General features: G+C 38.2%; 16 protein-coding genes and 5 pseudogenes. 3 read left to right on the forward strand and 18 right to left on the reverse strand.

Annotated features, from left to right (window positions below; genetic code table 11):
• Positions 1-154 precede the first annotated feature (154 nt).
• From PRIP_RS03955 to PRIP_RS03990, 8 genes and pseudogenes are all read right to left on the reverse strand, one after another.
• Positions 155-1025, reverse strand: a pseudogene (locus tag PRIP_RS03955) (YitT family protein).
• 10 nt (positions 1026-1035) lie between these two features.
• Positions 1036-2139: pseudogene (gene prfB / locus PRIP_RS03960) on the reverse strand (peptide chain release factor 2).
• Positions 2140-2271: 132 nt separating this feature from the next.
• Positions 2272-4785, reverse strand: a complete 2514-nt coding sequence (secA, locus tag PRIP_RS03965) for a preprotein translocase subunit SecA (protein ID WP_036099646.1) — start codon at positions 4783-4785, stop codon at positions 2272-2274.
• A 333-nt stretch (positions 4786-5118) separates the two neighbouring features.
• Positions 5119-5682 (reverse strand): ribosome hibernation-promoting factor, HPF/YfiA family, encoded by a 564-nt coding sequence (hpf, locus tag PRIP_RS03970; RefSeq protein WP_036099648.1) that lies wholly within the window; start codon positions 5680-5682, stop codon positions 5119-5121.
• Between the two features lie 212 nt (positions 5683-5894).
• Positions 5895-6575: a ComF family protein gene (locus PRIP_RS03975; RefSeq protein WP_036099649.1), complete on the reverse strand. Its 681-nt coding sequence runs from the start codon at positions 6573-6575 to the stop codon at positions 5895-5897.
• The gene (locus PRIP_RS03980; RefSeq protein WP_052008716.1) at positions 6568-7845 is read right to left on the reverse strand and encodes an ATP-dependent helicase ComFA; all 1278 of its coding nucleotides are present in this window, start codon (positions 7843-7845) and stop codon (positions 6568-6570) included. The genes PRIP_RS03975 and PRIP_RS03980 overlap by 8 nt, the downstream gene beginning before the upstream one ends.
• Before the next feature lie 293 nt (positions 7846-8138).
• Complete coding sequence (locus PRIP_RS03985) at positions 8139-8990, reverse strand: DegV family protein (protein WP_036099651.1); 852 nt, start codon at positions 8988-8990, stop codon at positions 8139-8141.
• A 20-nt stretch (positions 8991-9010) separates the two neighbouring features.
• On the reverse strand, positions 9011-9697 hold the full coding sequence (locus PRIP_RS03990) for a response regulator transcription factor (RefSeq protein WP_036099652.1): 687 nt from the start codon (positions 9695-9697) through the stop codon (positions 9011-9013).
• A gap of 383 nt (positions 9698-10080) precedes the next feature.
• Here PRIP_RS03990 and PRIP_RS03995 point away from each other — a divergent pair, with 383 nt between their 5' ends.
• From PRIP_RS03995 to PRIP_RS04005, 3 genes are all read left to right on the forward strand, one after another.
• A complete protein-coding gene (locus tag PRIP_RS03995) occupies positions 10081-10716 on the forward strand; it encodes a YigZ family protein (RefSeq protein ID WP_036099653.1) in 636 nt (211 codons plus the stop codon).
• Positions 10717-11259, forward strand: coding sequence for a GNAT family N-acetyltransferase (locus PRIP_RS04000; protein ID WP_036099655.1), 543 nt, complete (start codon positions 10717-10719; stop codon positions 11257-11259).
• 256 nt (positions 11260-11515) lie between these two features.
• Positions 11516-12565 carry an LCP family protein gene (locus tag PRIP_RS04005; protein ID WP_036099656.1) on the forward strand — a complete coding sequence of 350 codons (1050 nt, stop codon included), beginning with the start codon at positions 11516-11518 and terminating at the stop codon, positions 12563-12565.
• A 55-nt stretch (positions 12566-12620) separates the two neighbouring features.
• Here the strand turns inward: PRIP_RS04005 and PRIP_RS04010 are convergent, their stop codons facing one another.
• From PRIP_RS04010 to PRIP_RS04055, 10 genes and pseudogenes are all read right to left on the reverse strand, one after another.
• Entirely contained in the window at positions 12621-13655 is a 1035-nt protein-coding gene (locus tag PRIP_RS04010; protein ID WP_420912108.1) for a glycosyltransferase family 4 protein, read from the reverse strand.
• Between the two features lie 22 nt (positions 13656-13677).
• Positions 13678-14803, reverse strand: a pseudogene (menC, locus tag PRIP_RS04015) (o-succinylbenzoate synthase).
• A 9-nt stretch (positions 14804-14812) separates the two neighbouring features.
• Positions 14813-15545: pseudogene (locus tag PRIP_RS04020) on the reverse strand (WecB/TagA/CpsF family glycosyltransferase).
• Between the two features lie 150 nt (positions 15546-15695).
• A complete protein-coding gene (locus PRIP_RS04025) occupies positions 15696-16529 on the reverse strand; it encodes a LysM peptidoglycan-binding and 3D domain-containing protein (RefSeq protein WP_036099661.1) in 834 nt (277 codons plus the stop codon).
• A gap of 402 nt (positions 16530-16931) precedes the next feature.
• Positions 16932-17300 carry a single-stranded DNA-binding protein gene (locus tag PRIP_RS04030; RefSeq protein ID WP_036099662.1) on the reverse strand — a complete coding sequence of 123 codons (369 nt, stop codon included), beginning with the start codon at positions 17298-17300 and terminating at the stop codon, positions 16932-16934.
• Between the two features lie 283 nt (positions 17301-17583).
• Positions 17584-18017, reverse strand: a pseudogene (gene fabZ, locus PRIP_RS04035) (3-hydroxyacyl-ACP dehydratase FabZ).
• 37 nt (positions 18018-18054) lie between these two features.
• On the reverse strand, positions 18055-19047 hold the full coding sequence (gene mreB / locus PRIP_RS04040; protein ID WP_036099663.1) for a rod shape-determining protein MreB: 993 nt from the start codon (positions 19045-19047) through the stop codon (positions 18055-18057).
• Between the two features lie 112 nt (positions 19048-19159).
• Positions 19160-20485 (reverse strand): UDP-N-acetylglucosamine 1-carboxyvinyltransferase, encoded by a 1326-nt coding sequence (murA, locus tag PRIP_RS04045; protein WP_052008706.1) that lies wholly within the window; start codon positions 20483-20485, stop codon positions 19160-19162.
• 182 nt (positions 20486-20667) lie between these two features.
• Positions 20668-20907 (reverse strand): DUF1146 family protein, encoded by a 240-nt coding sequence (locus PRIP_RS04050; protein WP_036099665.1) that lies wholly within the window; start codon positions 20905-20907, stop codon positions 20668-20670.
• 161 nt (positions 20908-21068) lie between these two features.
• Positions 21069-21473 carry a F0F1 ATP synthase subunit epsilon gene (locus tag PRIP_RS04055; protein ID WP_036099666.1) on the reverse strand — a complete coding sequence of 135 codons (405 nt, stop codon included), beginning with the start codon at positions 21471-21473 and terminating at the stop codon, positions 21069-21071.
• Positions 21474-21492 lie beyond the last annotated feature (19 nt).

Consider the following 21492-nt stretch of genomic DNA (forward strand, 5'->3'; position numbering starts at 1 on the left):
ACCGAACTATTTACTAGGATTTAATTTCTTGTTACATAACTGTTATACAAAATGTACAGAGCTTTACTTTTTAAACTACAAAACAGAATGTACAGAGCTTTACTTTTTAAACTACAAAACAGTATGAACTTAAGCCGCTCATACTGTTTTTCTGTCATATATTGAAACCCTCACCCATTACTTCACTCGCACTCATGACCACTACAAATGCATTTGGATCGATTTCTTTAATGACTTCTTTTAATCTGGAAAATTCTGATTGAGCAATAACGCATAGCAGAATTTGTCTTTCGTCATCTGTGTAGCCACCCTTTGCCGAGAGCCTTGTAATGCCACGATCGATTTTAAAAAAGTATGGCTTGGCGAATTTCATCTTGTTTCTCAGAAATAATTAGCGCTGTCTTCGATTGGTTTAGACCAACCTGGACAAGATCAATTGTTTTACTTGTTGCGAAAAGACCGATTAATGCGTACAGCCCCGACTCGATGTCGAAAACGAACATGGCTGCAATAACAACAAAACCATCAATAAGTGCCACACAAATACCAAGTGATAAATGCGTAAACTTGTGTAAAATTTGAGCAATGACGTCCGTCCCCCCTGTTGACGCCTTGCCACGAAACACGATTCCTAGCCCCATTCCAACGAGCACACCACCAAATAGCGCTGCAACTAGCGGCTGATTGGTCCAAACCGTCCAGTCCGCCGTTATATAAACGAACAAAGGCATAATCATCGTTCCAACAAAAGTTTTTATGCCAAACTGATAGCCTAAGAAAAGCACACCTGCAAAAAACAACGGAATATTAAATGCCCATTGGATATAGGCAGGGGTCCAACCAGTTAAGTAATTAATAATTGTACTAATACCGCTGACTCCACCTGATGCTATATGGTTTGGTAAAAGCAGGACATTAAAGGCTACAGCAATAATGAAGGCTCCAATAATAACGTATACATATTCCATCGCCTTTGCTAATTTCGGATGGATTTTGCGACGCTTGATTGCTTTTATTTCTGTCATTTTGTCACCCTTAATCAATCCGTGAACGTAGATAGCCATTGATAAATTCATCAATATCGCCATCCATCACGGCTTGTGTATTTCCTGTTTCTACGTTTGTGCGATGATCTTTAACCATCGAATAGGGATGGAAAACGTACGAACGAATTTGACTTCCCCAACCGATTTCTTTTTGTTCACCACGAAGTTCTGCCAGTTCTTTTTTCTTTTTTCTTCTTGTTCTTTTTGGTATAGTTTTGCTTTTAGCATCCGCATTGCTTGGTCACGATTTTTCAACTGGGATCTTTCAGATTGACATGTAACAACGATTCCTGATGGGATATGTGTCATCCTAACCGCAGAATCGGTCGTATTTATATGTTGTCCACCAGCACCAGTTGCGCGGTATGTGTCGATTTTCAAGTCTTCTGGACGCACTTCAATCTCAATATCGTCATCCATTTCTGGCATTACATCACATGAAACGAAAGATGTATGGCGACGACCTGAGGAATCGAATGGCGAAATCCGAACAAGTCTGTGTACGCCTTTCTCTGCCTTGAGGTAACCGTAAGCATTGTGCCCTTTAATAAGCAATGTCACGCTCTTAATACCAGCCTCGTCTCCTGCTTGATAATCCAACATCTCAACTTTGAAGTCCTTCTTATCCGCCCAGCGCTGATACATCCGTAAAAGCATAGAACCCCAATCCTGAGACTCTGTTCCGCCTGCTCCTGGATGAAGTTCAAGAATGGCATTATTTTTATCGTAAGGGCCACTTAACATCAATTTCAATTCAAAATCCGTTAATTTAGCCACAAAATCTGTCAAATCAGTTTCTAATTCTGCTTGTAACTCCTCGTCTGCTTCTTCACGCAAAAGTTCCAAACTCAATTCAAGATTTTCTTGTTCTTCTTCCAACTCATGGAACGCGTTATACGTTTCTTTATAGCCGTTTGCTTCGTTGATTACTTTTTGAGCGGCTTGTTGATCGTTCCAAAAATCTGGGTCTAACATTTGATCCTCTAACTCAGCAATTCGAACTTCGATACTGTCTAAGTCAAAGAGACCCCCTAAAGTCTTTAATTTGTTGCGTTGTTTTTTCTAATTCATTACGAATTTCAGCTAATTCCATTTTCAACACCTCTTTTTAGTTTTTCAAAGACACGGTAATAGCGCCTTTATTAATATAGCATATTTGCGAACAAACTGCGACGGGGAAAATTCACATAGAAAAACCAGAGAACAACGTCCCTGGTTTTGGATTCTATTTCTCTTTACCGTGGCAGTTCTTGTATTTCTCGCCGCTACCACATGGGCAAGGGTCATTACGTCCGATATGCTGATCTTTAAGAACAGGCTGTTTCTTAGCAACTGGTTTGCCTTCGTTTGGATCAACAGCATCACCTTTTGCAACTTGCTCCCGTTCAAGATTTTGACGAATTTCGGATTTCATGATGTAACGTGCAACATCTTCATCGATAGAGTTAATCATCGCCTCAAACATTTCAAAGCCTTCTGATTGGTACTCACGAAGCGGATCTATTTGACCATAAGCACGCAAATGAATACCGTCACGTAGATGATCCATTGCATCGATGTGGTCTACCCATTTCGTGTCTACAACACGAAGTAGGACAACTTTTTGGAACTCATTAAATTCTTCTTCTGGAAGCAAAGTCTCTTTTTCATTATAAGCTTCTTCTACTTCTTTCAGGATGAAGTCTTGAATTTCTTTTGTTTCCATGTTTTTGATGTCATCCACGCTAATTGCACCTTCTGGCAAAAGATTCGCTTCAACATAATCAACAATTCCCTGCAAATTCCATTCTTCGCGATCTTCTTGTCTCGGCGCATTAGATTGGACAACATAGTTTACGACGTTTTGAATCATTGGATCAATCACCGAGCGCAGGTTGTTCTCAGCTGTGATAACTTCGTAACGTTGTTTATAAATAACTTCACGTTGTTGACGCAATACATCATCATACTGCAACACTTGTTTACGTGAGTCGAAGTTATTTCCTTCCACACGTTTTTGTGCAGATTCAACAGCGCGACTCACCATCTTACTTTGAATTGCTTCATCGTCCATACCAAAACGTTCCATCATTGATTTCATATTGTCTGAACCAAAGCGCTTCATTAGCTCATCTTCCATCGAAAGATAGAACTGCGTAACACCTGGGTCTCCTTGGCGTCCAGCACGACCACGTAGCTGATTATCGATACGTCTTGATTCATGACGTTCCGTACCAATAACGGCTAATCCACCAGCTTCAATAGCGCCCTCACCAAGCTTGATATCTGTACCACGACCAGCCATATTGGTCGCGATTGTTACAGCACCTTTTTCACCGGCAAATTGGATGATTTCGGCTTCTCTTTCGTGCTGTTTCGCATTCAAGACGTTATGTGGAATACCACGACGTTTTAATTTATGTGAGATAACCTCGGATGTTTCAATCGCGACAGTACCGACAAGAACAGGTTGCCCATTGCCATGGCGTTCTGCGATATCATCAGCTACTGCACTAAACTTCGCTTCGATGGAAGTATAAATCAAATCAGCACGGTCATCACGAATAATTGGTTTATTCGTCGGAATTTCAATAACGCGCATGTTGTAAATATCGCGGAATTCTTCTTCCTCGGTTTTGGCAGTACCGGTCATACCAGATAATTTCTTGTACATACGGAAATAGTTCTGGAATGTGATAGTCGCCATTGTTTGAGATTCGTTTTGAATAGTAACGCCTTCTTTAGCTTCTAGTGCTTGGTGTAAACCTTCGCTGAAACGGCGACCTTTCATAATACGACCAGTAAATTGGTCAACAATTAGCACTTCATCATCTTGGACAACATAGTCTACATCGAGATGCATCGTATAGTTCGCCTTTAGCGCTTGTGCAATATGGTGTAGCAATGTCGCATTTTCTAAATCAAATAAGTTCTCGACATCGAAATACTTCTCACCTTTTGTCATACCCTCTTCTGTCATATTTACTGATTTCGTCTTGATATCCACTGTATAATCTTTCTCTACAGTCAAAGTCTCTACAAATGAATTTGCACGAACATACAGAATCGTGGATTTCTCAGCTTGTCCAGAAATAATTAATGGTGTCCTAGCTTCATCGACCAAGATGGAATCGACTTCATCAATAACCGCAAAAGAAAGAGGGCGCTGCACCATTTGTTCTTTGTAAACTACCATGTTATCACGTAAATAGTCGAAACCTAATTCGTTATTCGTACTATATGTGATATCAGCAGCATATGCTTCTCGTTTCTCTTCACTGGAAAGAGCATTTAGATTTAGTCCAACTGATAAGCCCAGGAAATTATATAGAATACCCATCTCTTCAGCATCACGTTGCGACAAGTACTCATTGACTGTAACAACATGGACGCCAGTACCAGATAGCGCATTTAAATAAACCGGTAGCGTCGCTGTTAAAGTTTTACCTTCACCAGTTCTCATTTCTGCGATATTACCTTCGTGTAGTACGATACCACCCATTAATTGAACGCGGAACGGGAACATGCCTAATGCACGCTTAGCTCCTTCACGTGCTACGGCAAAAGCCTCTACCAAAAGTGAATCCAGTGTCTCACCATTTTGGAAACGCTCCTTGAATTCTTCTGTTTTTGCACGTAACGCATCATCAGAAAGCTTCGCTGTTTCATCAGCCAACGCCTCAATCTGATCTGCTTTCTTTTCTAGATATTTAACGTCTTTTTTACCAGATTCAAATATCTTTTTCAATAAACCTGCCATGATCTTATTCTCCTCTACTGTTTCTATACTTTCCCTGAAGTTGAAAATCGTCGCGCTCTCTTCCCATTTTCTGACGCAACTGCCCTATACAGGCACACTAGACAATTCTATCATCTTTCACCCTTGTTTTACAACCTGTTTTCCTGTGAACATTTCGACGCATTTCCATTCAGCACTACAGAAAAGCCGATAAAATATAATAATCCCTATTAAAAAAATATATGTTTCCGAGCCTTTTAGTCATTCACTTGTAAAAAAAACCAAATTACCTATTGACAACAAAAACCGAGATCCCCTTGTTGTTGGATCCCGGCTTTTAGAGGAAATTCTAAGTTAATTTGTCTCAATCAAACCGTATTTACCATCTTTTCGACGATACACAATATTCGTACCATCAGACTCCGCATCTGTATATACAAAGAAACTGTGCCCTAATAAATTCATTTGAAGTACAGCTTCTTCACTATCCATCGGTTTCAATGAAAACTCTTTCGTACGAACAATTTCTAGGTCACTATCGTTTTCAAAATCCTCTACATCAGGATTGCTATTAATATCTGCAAAAGCAAAGTAATCTTGCTCAGCACCTTTATCACGGAATTTACGATTCACTTTTGTTTTGTGTTTACGAATCTGTCTTTCTAGCTTATCTACAATCAAATCAATGCTTGCATATAAATCCCCGCTAGTCTCTTCAGCGCGTAGTACTAAGTTAGGGAGAGGAATGGTAACTTCAACTTTTGCGTTCTTATCAGAATACACTTTAAGATTTACATGAACATTGGCATCAGGTGCCTCACTGAAATAACGTTCTAATTTATCGATTTTCTTCTCAACATAATCTCTAATTGGCTCCGTTACTTCAATGTTTTCGCCACGAATGTTGTACTTTAGCATAGCAATTCCTCCTTTGAAATAAAACAAATCATACTCTACAAGAAGTGAATGACTTCTTATATACAGTCTACGTTATAATGTAGCTTTTTGCAAACATTTGCAAAGAGTATAGCTACATTATTCTTCGCCTCTAATCGTAGTCTGTTATATGATGCTACTCTATTGATTCCACAAATATTCAGATGCAAACCTAAAATGATTGAAAATTTAGGCTATCTAAAAATCGTGATGGAGGAAACGCTCTTTGCACCTGATTCTATAAGGGCTTCCGCGGCTAAGTGTAAAGTAGCTCCCGTAGTGTAAATATCATCTATTAGGAGGACTTCTTTCGATGCAACAGTATCTTGCTCCTCCACAAAGAAGTACTGTTCTTGGTCTATCCGCTCTCTACGAGTCTTCTTGGATTGCTTCTCCGTGTGTTCCCTTTTTAATTGTGTAGTAAATGGAATATTCGCTAGTTTAAGCAAACCTTCTGTTTGATTAAATCCTCTTTCAGTTCTGCGTTCTTCACTTATAGGGAGAGGGATAGTCACCTCTCTTGTTGCACAAGACCAACGTTTGATTAACTCTTTCGAAAATACAGCAGCTATCGCATAATCTCCACGATATTTATAAAGCGCCATCAAGTCCTTAGCAAAATTATTATAGGCAAAACAAGCAACATTTTCAGCTAAATAATTTGCTCCGCTCTTTACCCACTTCTCACAGTCCGAGCACAGTCCATCCCCTATTTCTTGAGGCCTTCCGCATTTCCTACATACATCTTCTCCTATCACTTCCAGCTTACGTCTACAAGAAGCGCATATATTTTGTTGCTGTGATTTAGCAAATAAACTTCGCCATGAAATACTGGTATTCAGCTGATTCCCGCATATTAAGCAATAATTACTCATCTAATAATTTTTGACGCCTCCCTAGTTGGTTCATCAGTTTTATTTGTGATATAGCTAATGCCATACTCTTAGATACACCAAAATGAAAAAACTTCACATCTCCTGTCGGAAAATCAAATTTTCGACCTGCACGACCAGCTATTTGAACTAAAGCTGATTCGGTGAAAATTCGCCCTTCACTACCAAATACACCAACTTGTACGTTTGTAAAAGTTACGCCTCGTTCTAAAATTGTAGTAGTGCAAAGTAGTTTGATTGTGCCATCACGCATTTGTTGTACTTTCTCTTTTCGTTCTGAATCCGCAGAATGGACTGTCAGTAAAGGACCGAATCCCAGCTTTTCTAGGATAGGCGCAACTTGATGCATGACCTTGATTTCAGGGAAGAATAACAACACTGGGCATCCTTCATCTAACTTTGCCCGAACCCAAGTTAGAATAATTGGTGATATCTTTTGCTTTTCGAGCGAACGTTTCCAATCCCCGATCCAGACTCTTTCTGGCACTGGTAGTGGTTGCCGATGGTATCTAGCAGGGACTTTAATATAGTTTCGTTTACCATTTTTGCATTCCAACTGCCATTTACGTTCTGGAGTTGCGGTTATGAAAATAGAGCATCCGCTGTCCAGCAAGGCTTTACGAACCGCATATTCTAAAAAAGGATCTTTCGCATAAGGAAAAGCATCTACTTCGTCAATAAAAATGACATCAAATGCCTGATAAAAACGAATAAGTTGGTGTGTTGTTGCGACGACAAAACGTTCTCCACCATAGACATCATCGGAATCACCATATAGGCAAACAAGTTCAATGTTAGGAAATACTTCTTGCAGTCGTGGATATAGTTCCAGACAAACATCCACTCGAGGGGAAGCGACACAAACTCGCCCTCCATTTGTTATAACCTCATCCATCCCTCGAAACATCATTTCTGTCTTTCCTGACCCAGCAACGGCCCAAAGCAACAATGATTCTCTATTGATTACTGCTTTTAAAACAGCATCTGATGCACCTTGTTGTCCAGGGGAAAGCTGACCTTTCCATGCTAAACATCGATTTTGGTACGGAGCTATTAAAGGTTGGCTTGGTTCGAAATAAAGATACTGGCATTCTGTCATTTTCCCCATAATAATACAGTTGCGACAATACAAGCATTCTTCTTGGTTACAGTAACTACAAGGTGAGCGGAAAAATAGTTTCTCTTTATTATTACCACACCTGAAACATGATTTTTTAGAACCCGCCACTTGTATTGCTTTAACTTGTTGCATTCCTTCTGTACTCGTGATTTCGTTAGCTAAGTATAGTCTTCCTTCTGTTCTGCTACACACTGTAATCACCTCGTACACTAGTTATACACGAAATAAATATTTTTGGCGAACTGCTAATTTTCTATTTCTCTTCCATTTTCTGTTTCAAAATAATGTTTTAAAAGAAATCAGCTGTTTTTTGTCCATATTTCAAACATTATGCAGCGTTTTTGAACTTTTTTAGGTATTTTGACTTTTTTATTTTTTTGAAGTACACTAAAAGCCTCCTAAACGTGTTAGAAGGCTTTCAATTTTTATTTAATTGTCCAGACAAGAGCTAATGCGCCCTCGCCTAAGTGCGTTGCAATGACTGGTCCAAAATAACTGATTTTGAAGCTCACGGTAGGATATTGTTTCTGTAGCTCGTTTTTCCAGGCTTCTGCTTTTTCGTAGCAATTACCTTGAACAATGTAGGCCTGTTGTGCTGTTTTATTAGCTACTGCGTCACCTAATAAAGCTTCGATTCTTCGTAATGATTTTTTCTGCGTACGGATTTTTTCAAAAAGAACGATTTTCGTGTCTTCAAAATGAAGAATCGGTTTAATTTGCAGTAAGCTTCCGATAATCGCTTGAGCATTGGAAAGCCTTCCACCTCTAGCTAAGTGATTCAAGTCGTCTACAATAAAGTAGGCATCTAGCGCTTGCTTCATCGCGTCTAAGCTGGACAGTATTGCAACTGACGTTTCTCCTTCTTTCGCTAGATGTGCAGCTTTTTCAACCATCATTCCCATTGCCATACAAGCGATTTCTGAGTCATATGCAATGACATTAACACCTGGAACTAATTCCCTGGCAGATATTGCATTTTGATAAGTTCCACTTATTCCACTGCTTAGGTGTATACTAATAATCGTATCAAAACCTTTATCGCGTAAGTTCTCGTACAAAGAAACAAACTCGCCTGGAGCTGGTTGCGATGTTGTCGGGAAGGCTTTCGCATTCTTCACCAAATCGTAAAAAGAATGTTCTTCAATGTCCTTGTCTTCTAGGTAGGACTTTCCATCAATCGTGACAGAAAGAGACACACTATAAATTTCAAGCTCTTCTGTCGCTGCTTGGGGTAGATAAGCAGTGCTGTCTGTCACAATGGCAATTTTTTCCCCCATAATGTCACCTCAATTTGATACTATCTAATAAACACCCAGCCGTTTTTGATTGCAGTAACAACAGCTTGTGTTCGGTCGTTTACTTTCATTTTTTGCAAGATGCTACTCACATGGTTTTTAACTGTTTTTTCACTGATAAATAACGTTTCACCAATGCCACGGTTACTCTTTCCATCTGTTAATAATTGCAGTACTTCACATTCTCTATGTGTGAGAATATGTAGTGGCATTTTCACTTCGGGCTGTTGATAGCCATAGGTGCCCTGCGCATTGTTAGTACTGGCCAAATGGCGATATTCGCGTACTAATTTAATAGCAGCTTTCGGATGAATATAAGCACCGCCATCTTCTACAGTCTTGATTGCATCCACAAGGTCTTTAGCATCCATTTCTTTCAGCAGGTAGCCGACTGCACCTGCGCGCAAGGCTTCTGTCACAAATTCATCTGTATCATGGATTGTCAGAACTACTACTTTGATGCTTGGAAACTGTCGTACTAACATTTCTGTAGCATCCAATCCATTTACTGTTGGCATGTTTATATCCATTAACACGATATCAGGTCGATATTCGCGTACTTTCGCAACAATATTTTTTCCATTCTCAGCTTCTGCAACCACTTCAAATGAGTCCTCTAGCTCTAGTATGCGTTTTATACCTTCACGAAATAATTGATGGTCGTCTACAATCATTATTTTTACAGTCATAATGAGAAATCCTCCTTCAAATTGATATTTCCATATTCGTTCCCATTTTATCCCCTTATCAGTCCTAAAGCCTGATTTAAATAAGTCGCTGATTATATTTCTATAGCTTATCTTTCTATCATTTCATGCTTTTCTAGAAGCCATTGTTATTCGTTGCCAAACTACTTTTTCTGAACACGCTAGATAGACATTTGAATTTCTACAAAAATGCCTATATGAACAGAAGTTTATCTATCAAAAGTAACAATGGATTTTATTATACCATGAATTTGCTACCACTTCATCTTTCAAATATCCACCAAACACATTTTATAACTATACATGTCCTCATTTTTCCGTTAAAATGTGAAATAGAGTAATTAAATTAGCCACTGGGGGATTATATGATGGAGAATTATTTGACGATTAAAGCAACTGGTCAACATGAAATCATCATTGAAAAATCTAGATTTATTTGCTCTGTAACCAGGGCCGAAGATGAAAAAATGGCGCTGGACTTCATTCAAAGCATAAAGAAAGCACATTGGAACGCAAGCCACAATTGTTCAGCATATATTATTGGTGAACGCGATCAATTTCAGAAAGCAAACGATGATGGAGAGCCTAGTGGAACGGCCGGTGTCCCTATGCTAGAAGTCTTGAAGAAAAAACAGTTGAAAAATGTTGCAGTTGTGGTTACTAGATATTTTGGTGGTATTAAGTTGGGTGCTGGAGGGCTGGTTCGTGCATACGGAAATTCGGTTAGTGAAACTTGCAATGTCGTCGGTATCGTCGAACGTTCACTTGCCACTATTATATCTTGCACACTTGATTATTCTGCTCATGCAAAATTCGAGCATGCTTTAGAACAACACGATTATCAAATAGCTAATATGACATTTACAGATAAAGTTACCATAGATGTGTACGTGGACAGACCCAATGTTTTTAATTTTCACGAATGGGCTGTTAACCTAACGAATGGTCAAATTAAAATGCAAGAATCTGGCGAAAAATATCGTGAAAAGGATGTTATTTAAATGTTAGTAGAAGTACTGAGAACTCTTCCTAGTGAGTTTATGAGCGATAATTGGCGTATTCGGCACATGACTTTAAGGGATGCAGAACAGCTTTTCGAAATATGGTCAGATATGCAAGTTACAGAATATATGAATATCGAAACATTTGATACTCTAACCCAAGCGAAAGAAATTATTGATGCTATTAATCAGACAGAGACAGCTTGCCGCTATGTCATAGAAAGCATTGTATCGCAAGAACTCATTGGATCTTTTGGTATAAATGAACTTTATTTAGGGACAATGACTGCTGAAATTGGCTATGAATTGAAGCGTGCCTATTGGAGAAAAGGGATTATGTCTACCATTCTTAGTACTTTTATCCATGTGATAAACAGTACGACACCTATCAAAATATTAACAGCAAAAGTTGCTCAAAAGAACATTCCATCTAGCAACCTGCTTATAAAACTAGGTTTTCAATTTGATGAACTGGTCTCCGAATTTGACATGAAAAGTAAAAATCTTGAAAAAGTTAGGCAATACAAACTTGTTTTAGAATGATTTACCAGCTATTACATACGACTTATTTTATGATCTTCCTGATAATAATGATGTTCATTTAGAAGCGACTTATGTATAATAGAAAAAAGTGCTGATGTTTACAGTATCATTTATTGTATCTTTAAAACGGGCGTAATTTCGCTGTAACAAATACGTTCTTTTAATGTGGTACAATGACAACTATCTGATAAACAGATACTTACTTCGGGGTAATAACGGAACTCTTAGAATTTAATTTATAAGGAGCAAACAATTCATGCCTATAAACAAAAGCCCTGCACCAAGAAGCGCAAAATATAAACGACGTCGCTTGGTACTTTTTCTAGTTTTAATCCCCTTGATGCTAATTGTACTTGCTGGTGCTGGATACGCCACATTTTTATTCAGTTCCGCTAAACTTGCAGTAGATAACTCTTACGATAACGTTCGTAGCGGGGAAGCTTCCTCCTTACGAGATAAAGATGTGGATCCTATAAAAGATAGCTTTTCTTTTTTGATTATTGGTGTTGATGACAGCGCTAAACGCCAAGCTGATAATGATGGCAATCCTAGGAGTGATGCTCTTATTTTAGCGACACTCAATGTGGAAGATAATAAATTAGAAATGACAAGCATCCCTCGTGATTCTTACGTCCATATTCAAAGCGATGACAATACAACAAATAGATATACAAAAATAAACGCGGCTCATGCTTTTGGCGGGCCTGAATTAACAATGAAAACAGTGGAAGACTTATTCAAAGTACCTGTCGATTACTACATTCGCTTTAACTTTGATGCTTTTCTAGAAATCGTGGATGCCCTGAATGGTGTGGATGTTGATGTACCAGTTGATTTCACAGAGCAAGATTCTAATGACAAAGCTGGTGCCATAACATTGAAGAAGGGGAAGCAAACGTTAAATGGCGAACAAGCACTTGCACTTTCTAGAACGCGCCACATTGATAACGATATCGAACGCGGTAAAAGACAACAACTTGTCATGAAAGCTATTATTGACAAGGCAACTTCTATCGGTTCTATCAACAAGTATTCCGATGTAATCAAAGCTGTTGGCGATAATATGAAAACAAACATGACTTTCTCACAAATGCTTTCAATCGCCAAGTACGGTATGACAAACGACATTGACATGAAATCGTTAGCTTTAAAAGGGGAAGATGCCCCACAAGATGGTGTCTATTACTACCAACTAGATGAGAATTCTGTAGAAAGTGTTGCTAATGAGTTTGCTAGTCAATTAAAAGGCGTCAATAAGCCTTTCCCAAACGCAATGCCGTATAGCGAAGAAAATACTAGTCAATAAAATAGCAAAAAGCGCTAAACCAGTGATTTCACTCATTGATTTAGCGCCTTTTTGATTATCGTTTTCTTCGTACTTTTGACAAGATGTTCAGAATAGGACGGTAATTTTCGCCTATAAGACCTATAAATTCCACGATTATCTCAATGCAAAATGCGAGTAGCAACAGTAAGATAACGGCTCCCCATGTTGTTGAGAAGGAAAATACAAAACCCGTGATTGAAAAAAGAATTGCCATGCAGTAAATAAGTAGTACGGTTTGCCGTTCAGAGAAGCCAAGTGCCAGTAATCGGTGATGAATATGTGATCTATCTGCCATCGAAATTGGCGTTCTAGCCTTCAATCTCCTAATAATCGCAAAAAACGTATCGGAAAGTGGCACACCTAAAATGATTAACGGAACTAGTATCGAGATAAATGTTACGTTTTTAAAGCCCATCAATGATAAAACTGCTATCATATAGCCTAAAAATAATGATCCTGTGTCCCCCATAAATATCGTAGCTGGCGGAAAATTGTAAACTAGGAACGCAAAAATACACGCGATTAGCATAAATGCCACCGGTGCCACGAAAACATCTTGTAGTAATAGCGCCATTCCCGCAATCGTTAGCAAAGCAATAATCGCTACCCCCCCTGCAAGACCATCCAAACCATCAATAAGATTTAGCGCATTAACAATAGCAACAATCCAAATAATTGTAATCGGAATTGCCCAACCGCCAAAGTACAATGGACCCACGAACGGAATATTGATGAATTCAATCGTAATTTGCCCCCATAGCACCACACACAATGCCGCAACGATTTGACCAACAAGCTTCCAGCGAGGCGATAATTCGATAATATCATCAATGAATCCAGTCATAACAATAATCAGCGCACCTATGTATACTGGTAAAAATTCCGCTTTATCGACAGCTAGCAAAATCATCCCTACTGTAAAAGAAAGAAAAATAGCAAGCCCGCCTAGCGTTGGGGTGATTTTTTTGTGAGTATGCCTTTCCCGTGGCTCGTCCACAGCATTTATAAAAAAAGCAAATTTGCGAACTAACGGAATAAGTAAAATCCCGATTAGAAAACAAATAATCATAATCCATATTTGCAACTTAATTTCAGCTCCATCCTTCAGTCTAACACAATGACTTCTCGTTTCGTGCAGTAGCCCTCCAAGACTGGCTGATCTACCGTAACACCTATTCCTATATTAGCAGGCGTTGCTATTTTTCCATTATCAATTATAATTTCATTTTGAATAATATCTTGATGAAAGTAACGATTCGATGCAGATATATCCCCAGGAAATGTAAACTCCGCACGCGACGCCAAGGCGATATTATGAGCTCGGCCAATACCAGCCTCATACATCCCGCCACACCATACCAGAATATTGTTTTCAGCACAGAATTCTGCAATTTTTATTGCTTCAGCTAAACCACCGACTCTCGCTATTTTCAGATTAATTGCCTTTGCACTTTTTAGCTCGAAAGCTTGTTTGGCATCTTCTAAAGAACGAATATTTTCATCCAAACATATTGGTGTAGCAATTTGTCGTTGAAGCCATGCATGATTTACAAAATCTGTCGGGCCAAAAGGCTGTTCTATCATTGCCAAATCATACTTATCGAGTTGCTTTAGCGTTTCAATATCTGCTCTTGTATACGCAGAATTAGCATCTACCATTAAGTTCAGCTTCGGAAAAGCTGCTCTGACTTGCTTCACCCATTCAACATCGAATCCTGGTTTTATCTTCAGTTTCACACGTGAGTAGCCTTCTGAAACATATTTCCGAACGATACTAACTAAAATTGTCGGGCTTTCTTGAATACCGATACTAACACCTACGTCAATATTGCTGATAGAGCCCCCTACAAACGTTGCTAGCGGTTGATTAGCTACTTGAGCAAACATATCCCAAACAGCTGTTTCAACTGCCGCTTTGGCCATCTCATTTCCTCGAAAAACCTTGAACAATGTATTCACTTGATTCGGATTTTGTAAATCTACGCCTTTTAACAAAGGTAATAAATAATCTTTAATGATTAAGCCAGCCGTTTCTGTCGTTTCTTCTGTATACCAAGGGAACTCAAACGCATCTAACTCTCCGTAGCCCTCTATACCGTCTTCTGAGGCAAGTTTCACGATGCATAAGTGTTTTATATCCATTTCGCCGTAACTAGTCTTAAACGGAGCTAAAAGCGGCATTTTCAAGTGGAATATTTTCGCCCTCTTAATCAGCATAAATATGAATCACCCTTGCTTTCTTTGTCGTTGTATAGCTACCATGAATCGAGGAATTGCCATTGCCCTCCTCCATCTACTTGGCTGTGATAGAATTCGGTACAGCCATTCTAAATTGAGCTTAACCCAAATCTCTGGTGCTCTTTTCGTGCACCCTGAAAAGACGTCAAAACTTCCACCAACGCCTATAAAAATTCCCTTTTTAAAAATTTTCTAAATTAGCTGCGATCCATTTCTCTTGTTTAGGAAAACCTAGCGCTAGAAAAACAAAATCCGCCTCACTCGCAGTAATTTCCGATGCAATTAGGGCTGAATCCTCCGCAGAAAAGTACCCATCACGTGCACCAACAACTTCAATATTTTGATAATTCAACTGAACTTGCTCAACCACTTTTTCTATGACATTTGGCTTTGCACCAAGAAAGTATACTCGCATTTTCATTTCATTTGCCCTTTTTAAAAGCCCTAACATGGTATCATAACCAGTTACTCGACCTTGCAACGGCTTCCCAATACTGCTCGCTGCTTTCACAACACCGATACCATCTGCGACAATATAGTCCGCATTTAGAACTGCTTGGTTAAAAGCAATATCTTGTTGTGCATGCATTACAATTTCCGGATTAGCGGTCACAACAAATCTACGTTCATTGTTCGCTGCTGCCCCCATCAACTCTTCTATAAAAGCATTTTGAGAAACATTATAAAACGGAATACCTAAAATCTCTACAGTCTGCTCCATATGCTCACTCCTATATTTCTCCTAGTTATTAGTTTATCATAAATATTCAATTCTTCCTATGTTAAAATTAGATAATATTATATGATTTATGTAGGAAAACATAAAAAATCGTGGCTAATTGGAATTAGCCACGACTCTATAAGACTATTTTTAGTTAAGTATTTGTACTTTAACTGTTTTAACGCCCCAATTATAGCATGCTTGTACTGTAGTCATGTGCACATCAATTTTGTTTCCCTTGATAGCACCGCCAGTATCAGCAGCAATAGCTTCACCATATCCTTCAACATAGACTTTCGTGCCTAGTGGGATAACAGATGGGTCAACAGCAATTACTCGTGGGTTGTCATTCAAATCAATACCTGAAGCTGTTATATGTCCCATGCCTGGTTCCGCCTTACTATACGCAGTAGCTGTTACTGTGATTTCTTTAGCAACGCTTTTTGATGAGCTTTTGCTAGAGCTTTGAGCTTGGCTACTTTGTTGGCTACTACTTGATTTTTGTTGAGTCTGTTGTTCTTTAGTTGGTTGTTTCTCTTGGACACTTGAATTAGAAGGTGTACTTGCTTGTACTTCTTGTTTTGGTGCTACAGCTTCTTGAGAGTCACCAATAATCTTCAAGGTATCTCCTGCAATAATTAAGTCAGATGACAACTCGTTCCATTTCTTCAATTCAGCTACTGTAACACTGTGTTCCAAAGCGATTTTGCTAAGGGTATCTCCTGATACGATTGTATAGACCTTTGCTGTAGTAGTTGCTTCTGGTGCAACAGTGCCTACTTCTAATTTTTGATCCGGGAAAATTAGATTCGACGTTAATTTGTTAGCCACTTTTATTTGATTTATAGAGACATTATTTTCATTAGAAATTTTCCAAAGGGAATCCCCTGGCTTAACCGTATATTCTGCGGCACTTGCTTGCGTCGATCCAACTCCACCAGCTAGAACCAGCCCAGCTGCGATAGTTACTACTGTTTTTTTCATGTAACAATTACCTCCTTGATAACTTCGAGAACAATCGTATCACATGCATAATGGATTTTGGTTACTAAACTATTAAAGCTACGTGACATGAAACCATAATCGCTATCTTTATACGTAACATTTGTTAATCAACTATATTGATATAATTTTCTGTTTTATATACTAAACTGATTTTAGATATTAGGAATGACTATACAGCTTACTATATCAGTGTTCTTTATTCAAAGTACATTTACAATTGTAGTTCACAAAAATAATATTTTTATATCAAGATAATTTTAAATACCCTATGTTTTATTTCAAAAAAAACTAAGAATTTACTCAGATTTTTTTTTTTAATAATAGGGTTTGCGCTTTGTTCAGCTTGAAATATGACAAGAGATTACAAATATTATCACTATCTCAAATCTCTAATTCTCGTTCTTCCCCTGTTTCAACTTCCTTACTTTCCCTTTTTTTATTCAAAAAGCGTATCTTATCCACTAAGACTTCCGTTACATAAATTTTTTTCTCCTCTCTATTCGTATAACTTCGAGTCTGTAACTCACCAATAATTCCTACTAACGTCCCTTTTTGACAATACTCTACTGTATTCTCTGCTTGCCTTCCCCAAATAACGCATGGTATAAAATCGGCCGCATAATCAACTCTTCTGCCCTTTCCAAAACGATTTAAAGCTAAGGTTACATTGACAACAGCCTTATCATCCGACGTAAATCTTATTTCAGGGTCTTCAGTCAGCCTTCCTACAATTGTCACCTGGTTAATCATTTGTGCATCCACTCCTATTTTCAAGTTGAATACAGCATAGTACTTCTCTTATCTTTTGTAAAATCGCTAAAAAATTTTTTCATGCGTTTAATAGTCTTAAAAAACATATTTTTCCTAATAGAAAACGATATTATGTACCAAATACACCTTCTTAAAATTAAATTTTCACCTTTTAGAAATTTTTTTTATTCGCTTTATTTTTGAATTTAAGTGTGTTACTCTCGAACTCTAAATCCAAATCAAAATAAAATAAGTCACGAACGAATCGCAACTTATTCTTTAATTATTTTTTCACATCAGTTAAGGCAAACATTATTTCTGCTTCACAAACAATATCTCCATCGACAGTGGCCTTTACTTTAGCCTTCGCTATAGAGCCTCTGAGCCTAAGTATCTCAGCTTCGAGACGTAATTGATCACCAGGTATAACTTGTCTTTTAAATCTACAATTATCAATTCCAGCGAATAAACCTAACTTCCCTTCATTTCCTTCTGCTTGCATCATTGCGATACCACTAGTTTGAGCTAGTGCTTCTACAATTAATACACCAGGCATAACTGGGTACTCTGGAAAGTGTCCGTTGAAAAACTCTTCGTTCGCAGTTACATTTTTTTATTGCGATTACTTTTTTATCTTCTAGTTCAATAACCCTGTCTACTAAAAGAAACGGGTACCTATGTGGTAATATTTTTTTTTATCTCACTTATATCTAACATACTAAACCTCCGTACAGTTATTAACTAAATCAATGGATTAACGCCAGCTTTTCTTAGTTCTTGTATTCTCTAATAGAATCCCAGTACCTATAGCCACAGCATCTAATGGATTTTCAGCTAGAAGAACTGGTACTTTAAGTTCCTCAGCCAATAATTCGTCCAAACCATGCAGAAGTGCACCGCCACCAGTAATTATAATACCTCGATCAATGATATCCGCCGATAGTTCTGGTGGAGTCTGCTCTAGTACTTGTTTTGCTGCCTGAACAATAATATTAACAGATTCCCTTAGTGCCAATTCAATTTCATCACTCGTTACGGTGACTGTCTTAGGTAATCCAGTTACTAAATCTCTACCACGAATATCCATAGATTCTTGTCTTGCTCCCGGAGACGCTGTAGCTACACTGATTTTCAGTTCTTCAGATGTTCGTTCACCAATTAAAAGGTTATAAGTTCTCTTAATGTAGTGTAGAATGTCGCCATCTAACTGATTACCTGCAAGTTTCACAGATTTACTTGTTACGATATCACCCATTGAGAGTACCGCAATATCAGTCGTTCCTCCACCAATATCAATAACCATATTACCACTTGGCTGAAAAATATCCATGCCTGCACCAATCGCAGCTACTTTAGGCTCTTCCTCCATAAAAACTTGTTTGCCGCCACTTCTTTCAGCTGCTTCTCGAATTGCTTTTTGCTCAACTGAAGTAATGTTTGTTGGACAACAAATTAATATTCTTGGTTTAGAGAACAAGCTTTTCAAATCAAGCTTCTGTAAGAAAAAACGTAACATTTCTTGAACAATATCAAAGTCGGCTATTACACCGTCTTTCATTGGTTTAATCGCCGTAATATTACCCGGAGTTCTTCCTACCATATTTCTGGCTTCAGTTCCTACCGCTAATACTTCATTTGTCACATTGTTAATTGCTACGACTGATGGCTCGTTTAGTACAATCCCTTTTCCTTTTACATGAATTAGAACGTTTGCTGTTCCTAAATCAATCCCCACATCTTTTGCCATAGTTTATAATGACCCCTTTCTGAGTTGTTTCGTATGTAATACTTCGTACTATCTCATTTGCATTATAGCATATTTCTTATAACTTATATATATTTTCATTAAAGTTCATAGTTCAGAAAAGAACTAGGCCTGCATGACCTAGTCCTTTAATTATTAAATAGTATCTGCTTTTAATTTTTTTAGTGTCACTTGTACGTTCAATATCTGCACCTAATGCTTGAAGCTTTTTATGAAAATCATAGTAACCACGATCTAAATACTTAAGTTCAGTTACTTGTGTATAACCTTCGGCCACAAGACCGGCTAAAATTAATGCTGCTGCTGCACGTAAATCTGTCGCTGCAACTTCAGCACCTTGAAGCTTTGCAGGACCAGATATTATAACAGAATGACCTTCGATTTTCATGTCAGCATTCATACGGCGCATTTCTTCTACATGCATGAAACGATTTTCAAATACTGTTTCTGTCATTACGCTTGTGCCTTCGCTTAACATTTGAATAACCATCATTTGTGATTGCATATCCGTGGGAAAACCAGGGTGTGGCAATGTTTTAACATCTACTGCGCGTAAATGTTTTGGCCCGATAACTCTTACACCGTTTTCTTCTTCTACAATTGTAACTCCCATTTCTTCAAGCTTAGCAATAAGCGAGCTAATATGTTCTGGCACCATATCTTCAATAAGTACATTACCACCCGTAATAGCAGCGGCAATCATGAATGTTCCTGCTTCGATACGATCAGGGATGATAGAATGATCCGTTGCCGTCAATTCCTTAACGCCTTCGATACGAATAACTTCTGTTCCTGCACCAATAACACGTGCACCCATTTGATTAAGGAAGTTGGCCAAATCAACAATTTCTGGCTCACGAGCAACGTTTTCGATTACTGTAGTGCCGTCCGCTAATGTAGCTGCCATCATAATATTTTGTGTAGCGCCTACACTCGGAAAATCTAAGTATATTTTAGCACCAGATAATTTGTCTGCAGTTGCTTCTATATAGCCATTTTCAATTTTCACATTGGCGCCCATTGCTTCAAAGCCTTTTAGATGAAGATCAACTGGGCGAGATCCGATTGCACAACCTCCTGGAAGAGCAACTTTTGCCGAACCAGTACGTGCTAATAGAGGCCCCATTACAACAATTGATGCACGCATTTTGCGAACATACTCAAATGGAGTATCAGAAAGAATATCACCTGTAGCATCCACAGTTACTGTATTTTCTTCAAATGAAACGTCAGCTTTCAAATATTTTAGTACTTCATTAATTGTGTAGACATCCGATAAACGTGGAACATTTCTTAGTGTACTTGTTCCTTTACTTGCCAATAATGTAGCGGCGATAACAGGTAGAACAGCATTTTTTGCCCCTTCAACTTTCACTGTTCCTTGTAACTGTTTTCCTCCACGGACTATAATTTTTTCCAAAACGAACCCCTCCGCGTATTAATTACTCTATTCATGAACTGGTATATATCACTTAAAATTAATATTGAAATGAAATTATGCGAATTTAAGCGCACTATGACATTCTAACATTAATGACTGCCTAATTTCAACACTAATTTTAAGAGAGGTATACCAATTATAACCTCTTATAATGTTAAAAATTAGTTGCTAAAAAGATTTCCGAGTTGTTTAGCTGAGATAAAATAGTCTAAAAAGAAATTACTTATGGTAACTCCTAAAGCTACAGCGATAATTAAATATAAGACTCGTGCTTGAATAATATGATTTCGGCGTATTAATTTCTCGAAGTTAAGTGCCTGTAAGGCCCAAAATGTAATGACGATAAAAAGGAGATGTGAAATCATTACGATAATTGCTTGTTGCCCAATAACTGTATACATCTGTGGCCTCCATTATTTTTTACCAACCTATCTTATTTTAACAGGAATGTTACAGAATAACAATTTTATATGCTTTATATTGTGTTTTTTTACAAAATGTAATAAACAAGTTTGGAGCTAGACTCCTTGTACGAGTAAATAGCCCCAAAACTTGCGAAAAATTATTTTTTATTATAGGCGTGAATACGATTGATTGCTTTTTGAAGTGCGACTTCTGCTTTTAGTTCATCTACTTTTTTGTCTTTCGCATCTTTCAATGCATCTTCTGCTCGTTGTTTAGCTGCTTCAGCACGAACAATGTCGATTTCTTCTTCACGTTCTGCAGTATCAGCCAAAATATTCACTTCTTCACCATTTACTTCCATAAAGCCGCCATTTACTGCAACCCATTCTTCTGTGCCATCGTGCTTTAAGCGGACGACATCAATTTTTAGAGGGGCTACTAAAGGAACGTGACCAGGCAGAATACCTAGTTCGCCAGCTTTTGTTCTTGCGATGACCATATTTGCTTCACCGCTGAAAACAGGACCATCTGGAGTAACAATACTTACATTTAAAATGCCCATGTATATCTCCTCCTGTTTT

It is taken from the genome of Paenilisteria riparia FSL S10-1204 (assembly GCF_000525995.1).
Taxonomy (GTDB): Bacteria; Bacillota; Bacilli; order Lactobacillales; family Listeriaceae; genus Listeria_A; species Listeria_A riparia.

Excerpts from the sequence above, each read along its gene's own strand:
- PRIP_RS04030 (WP_036099662.1), bottom strand. The coding sequence starts at position 17,300 with ATGATTAACCAGGTGACAATTGTAGGAAGGCTGACTGAAGACCCTGAA.
- PRIP_RS03980 (WP_052008716.1), bottom strand. The coding sequence starts at position 7,845 with ATGCAACAAGTTAAAGCAATACAAGTGGCGGGTTCTAAAAAATCATGT.
- hpf (WP_036099648.1), bottom strand. The coding sequence starts at position 5,682 with ATGCTAAAGTACAACATTCGTGGCGAAAACATTGAAGTAACGGAGCCA.
- PRIP_RS04055 (WP_036099666.1), bottom strand. The coding sequence starts at position 21,473 with ATGGGCATTTTAAATGTAAGTATTGTTACTCCAGATGGTCCTGTTTTC.
- PRIP_RS03975 (WP_036099649.1), bottom strand. The coding sequence starts at position 6,575 with ATGAGTAATTATTGCTTAATATGCGGGAATCAGCTGAATACCAGTATT.
- mreB (WP_036099663.1), bottom strand. The coding sequence starts at position 19,047 with ATGGCAAAAGATGTGGGGATTGATTTAGGAACAGCAAACGTTCTAATT.
- PRIP_RS03985 (WP_036099651.1), bottom strand. The coding sequence starts at position 8,990 with ATGGGGGAAAAAATTGCCATTGTGACAGACAGCACTGCTTATCTACCC.
- PRIP_RS04000 (WP_036099655.1), top strand. The coding sequence starts at position 10,717 with ATGTTAGTAGAAGTACTGAGAACTCTTCCTAGTGAGTTTATGAGCGAT.
- PRIP_RS04025 (WP_036099661.1), bottom strand. The coding sequence starts at position 16,529 with ATGAAAAAAACAGTAGTAACTATCGCAGCTGGGCTGGTTCTAGCTGGT.
- PRIP_RS03990 (WP_036099652.1), bottom strand. The coding sequence starts at position 9,697 with ATGACTGTAAAAATAATGATTGTAGACGACCATCAATTATTTCGTGAA.
- PRIP_RS03995 (WP_036099653.1), top strand. The coding sequence starts at position 10,081 with ATGATGGAGAATTATTTGACGATTAAAGCAACTGGTCAACATGAAATC.
- PRIP_RS04050 (WP_036099665.1), bottom strand. The coding sequence starts at position 20,907 with ATGTATACAGTTATTGGGCAACAAGCAATTATCGTAATGATTTCACAT.
- PRIP_RS04010 (WP_420912108.1), bottom strand. The coding sequence starts at position 13,655 with ATGATTATTTGTTTTCTAATCGGGATTTTACTTATTCCGTTAGTTCGC.
- PRIP_RS04005 (WP_036099656.1), top strand. The coding sequence starts at position 11,516 with ATGCCTATAAACAAAAGCCCTGCACCAAGAAGCGCAAAATATAAACGA.
- secA (WP_036099646.1), bottom strand. The coding sequence starts at position 4,785 with ATGGCAGGTTTATTGAAAAAGATATTTGAATCTGGTAAAAAAGACGTT.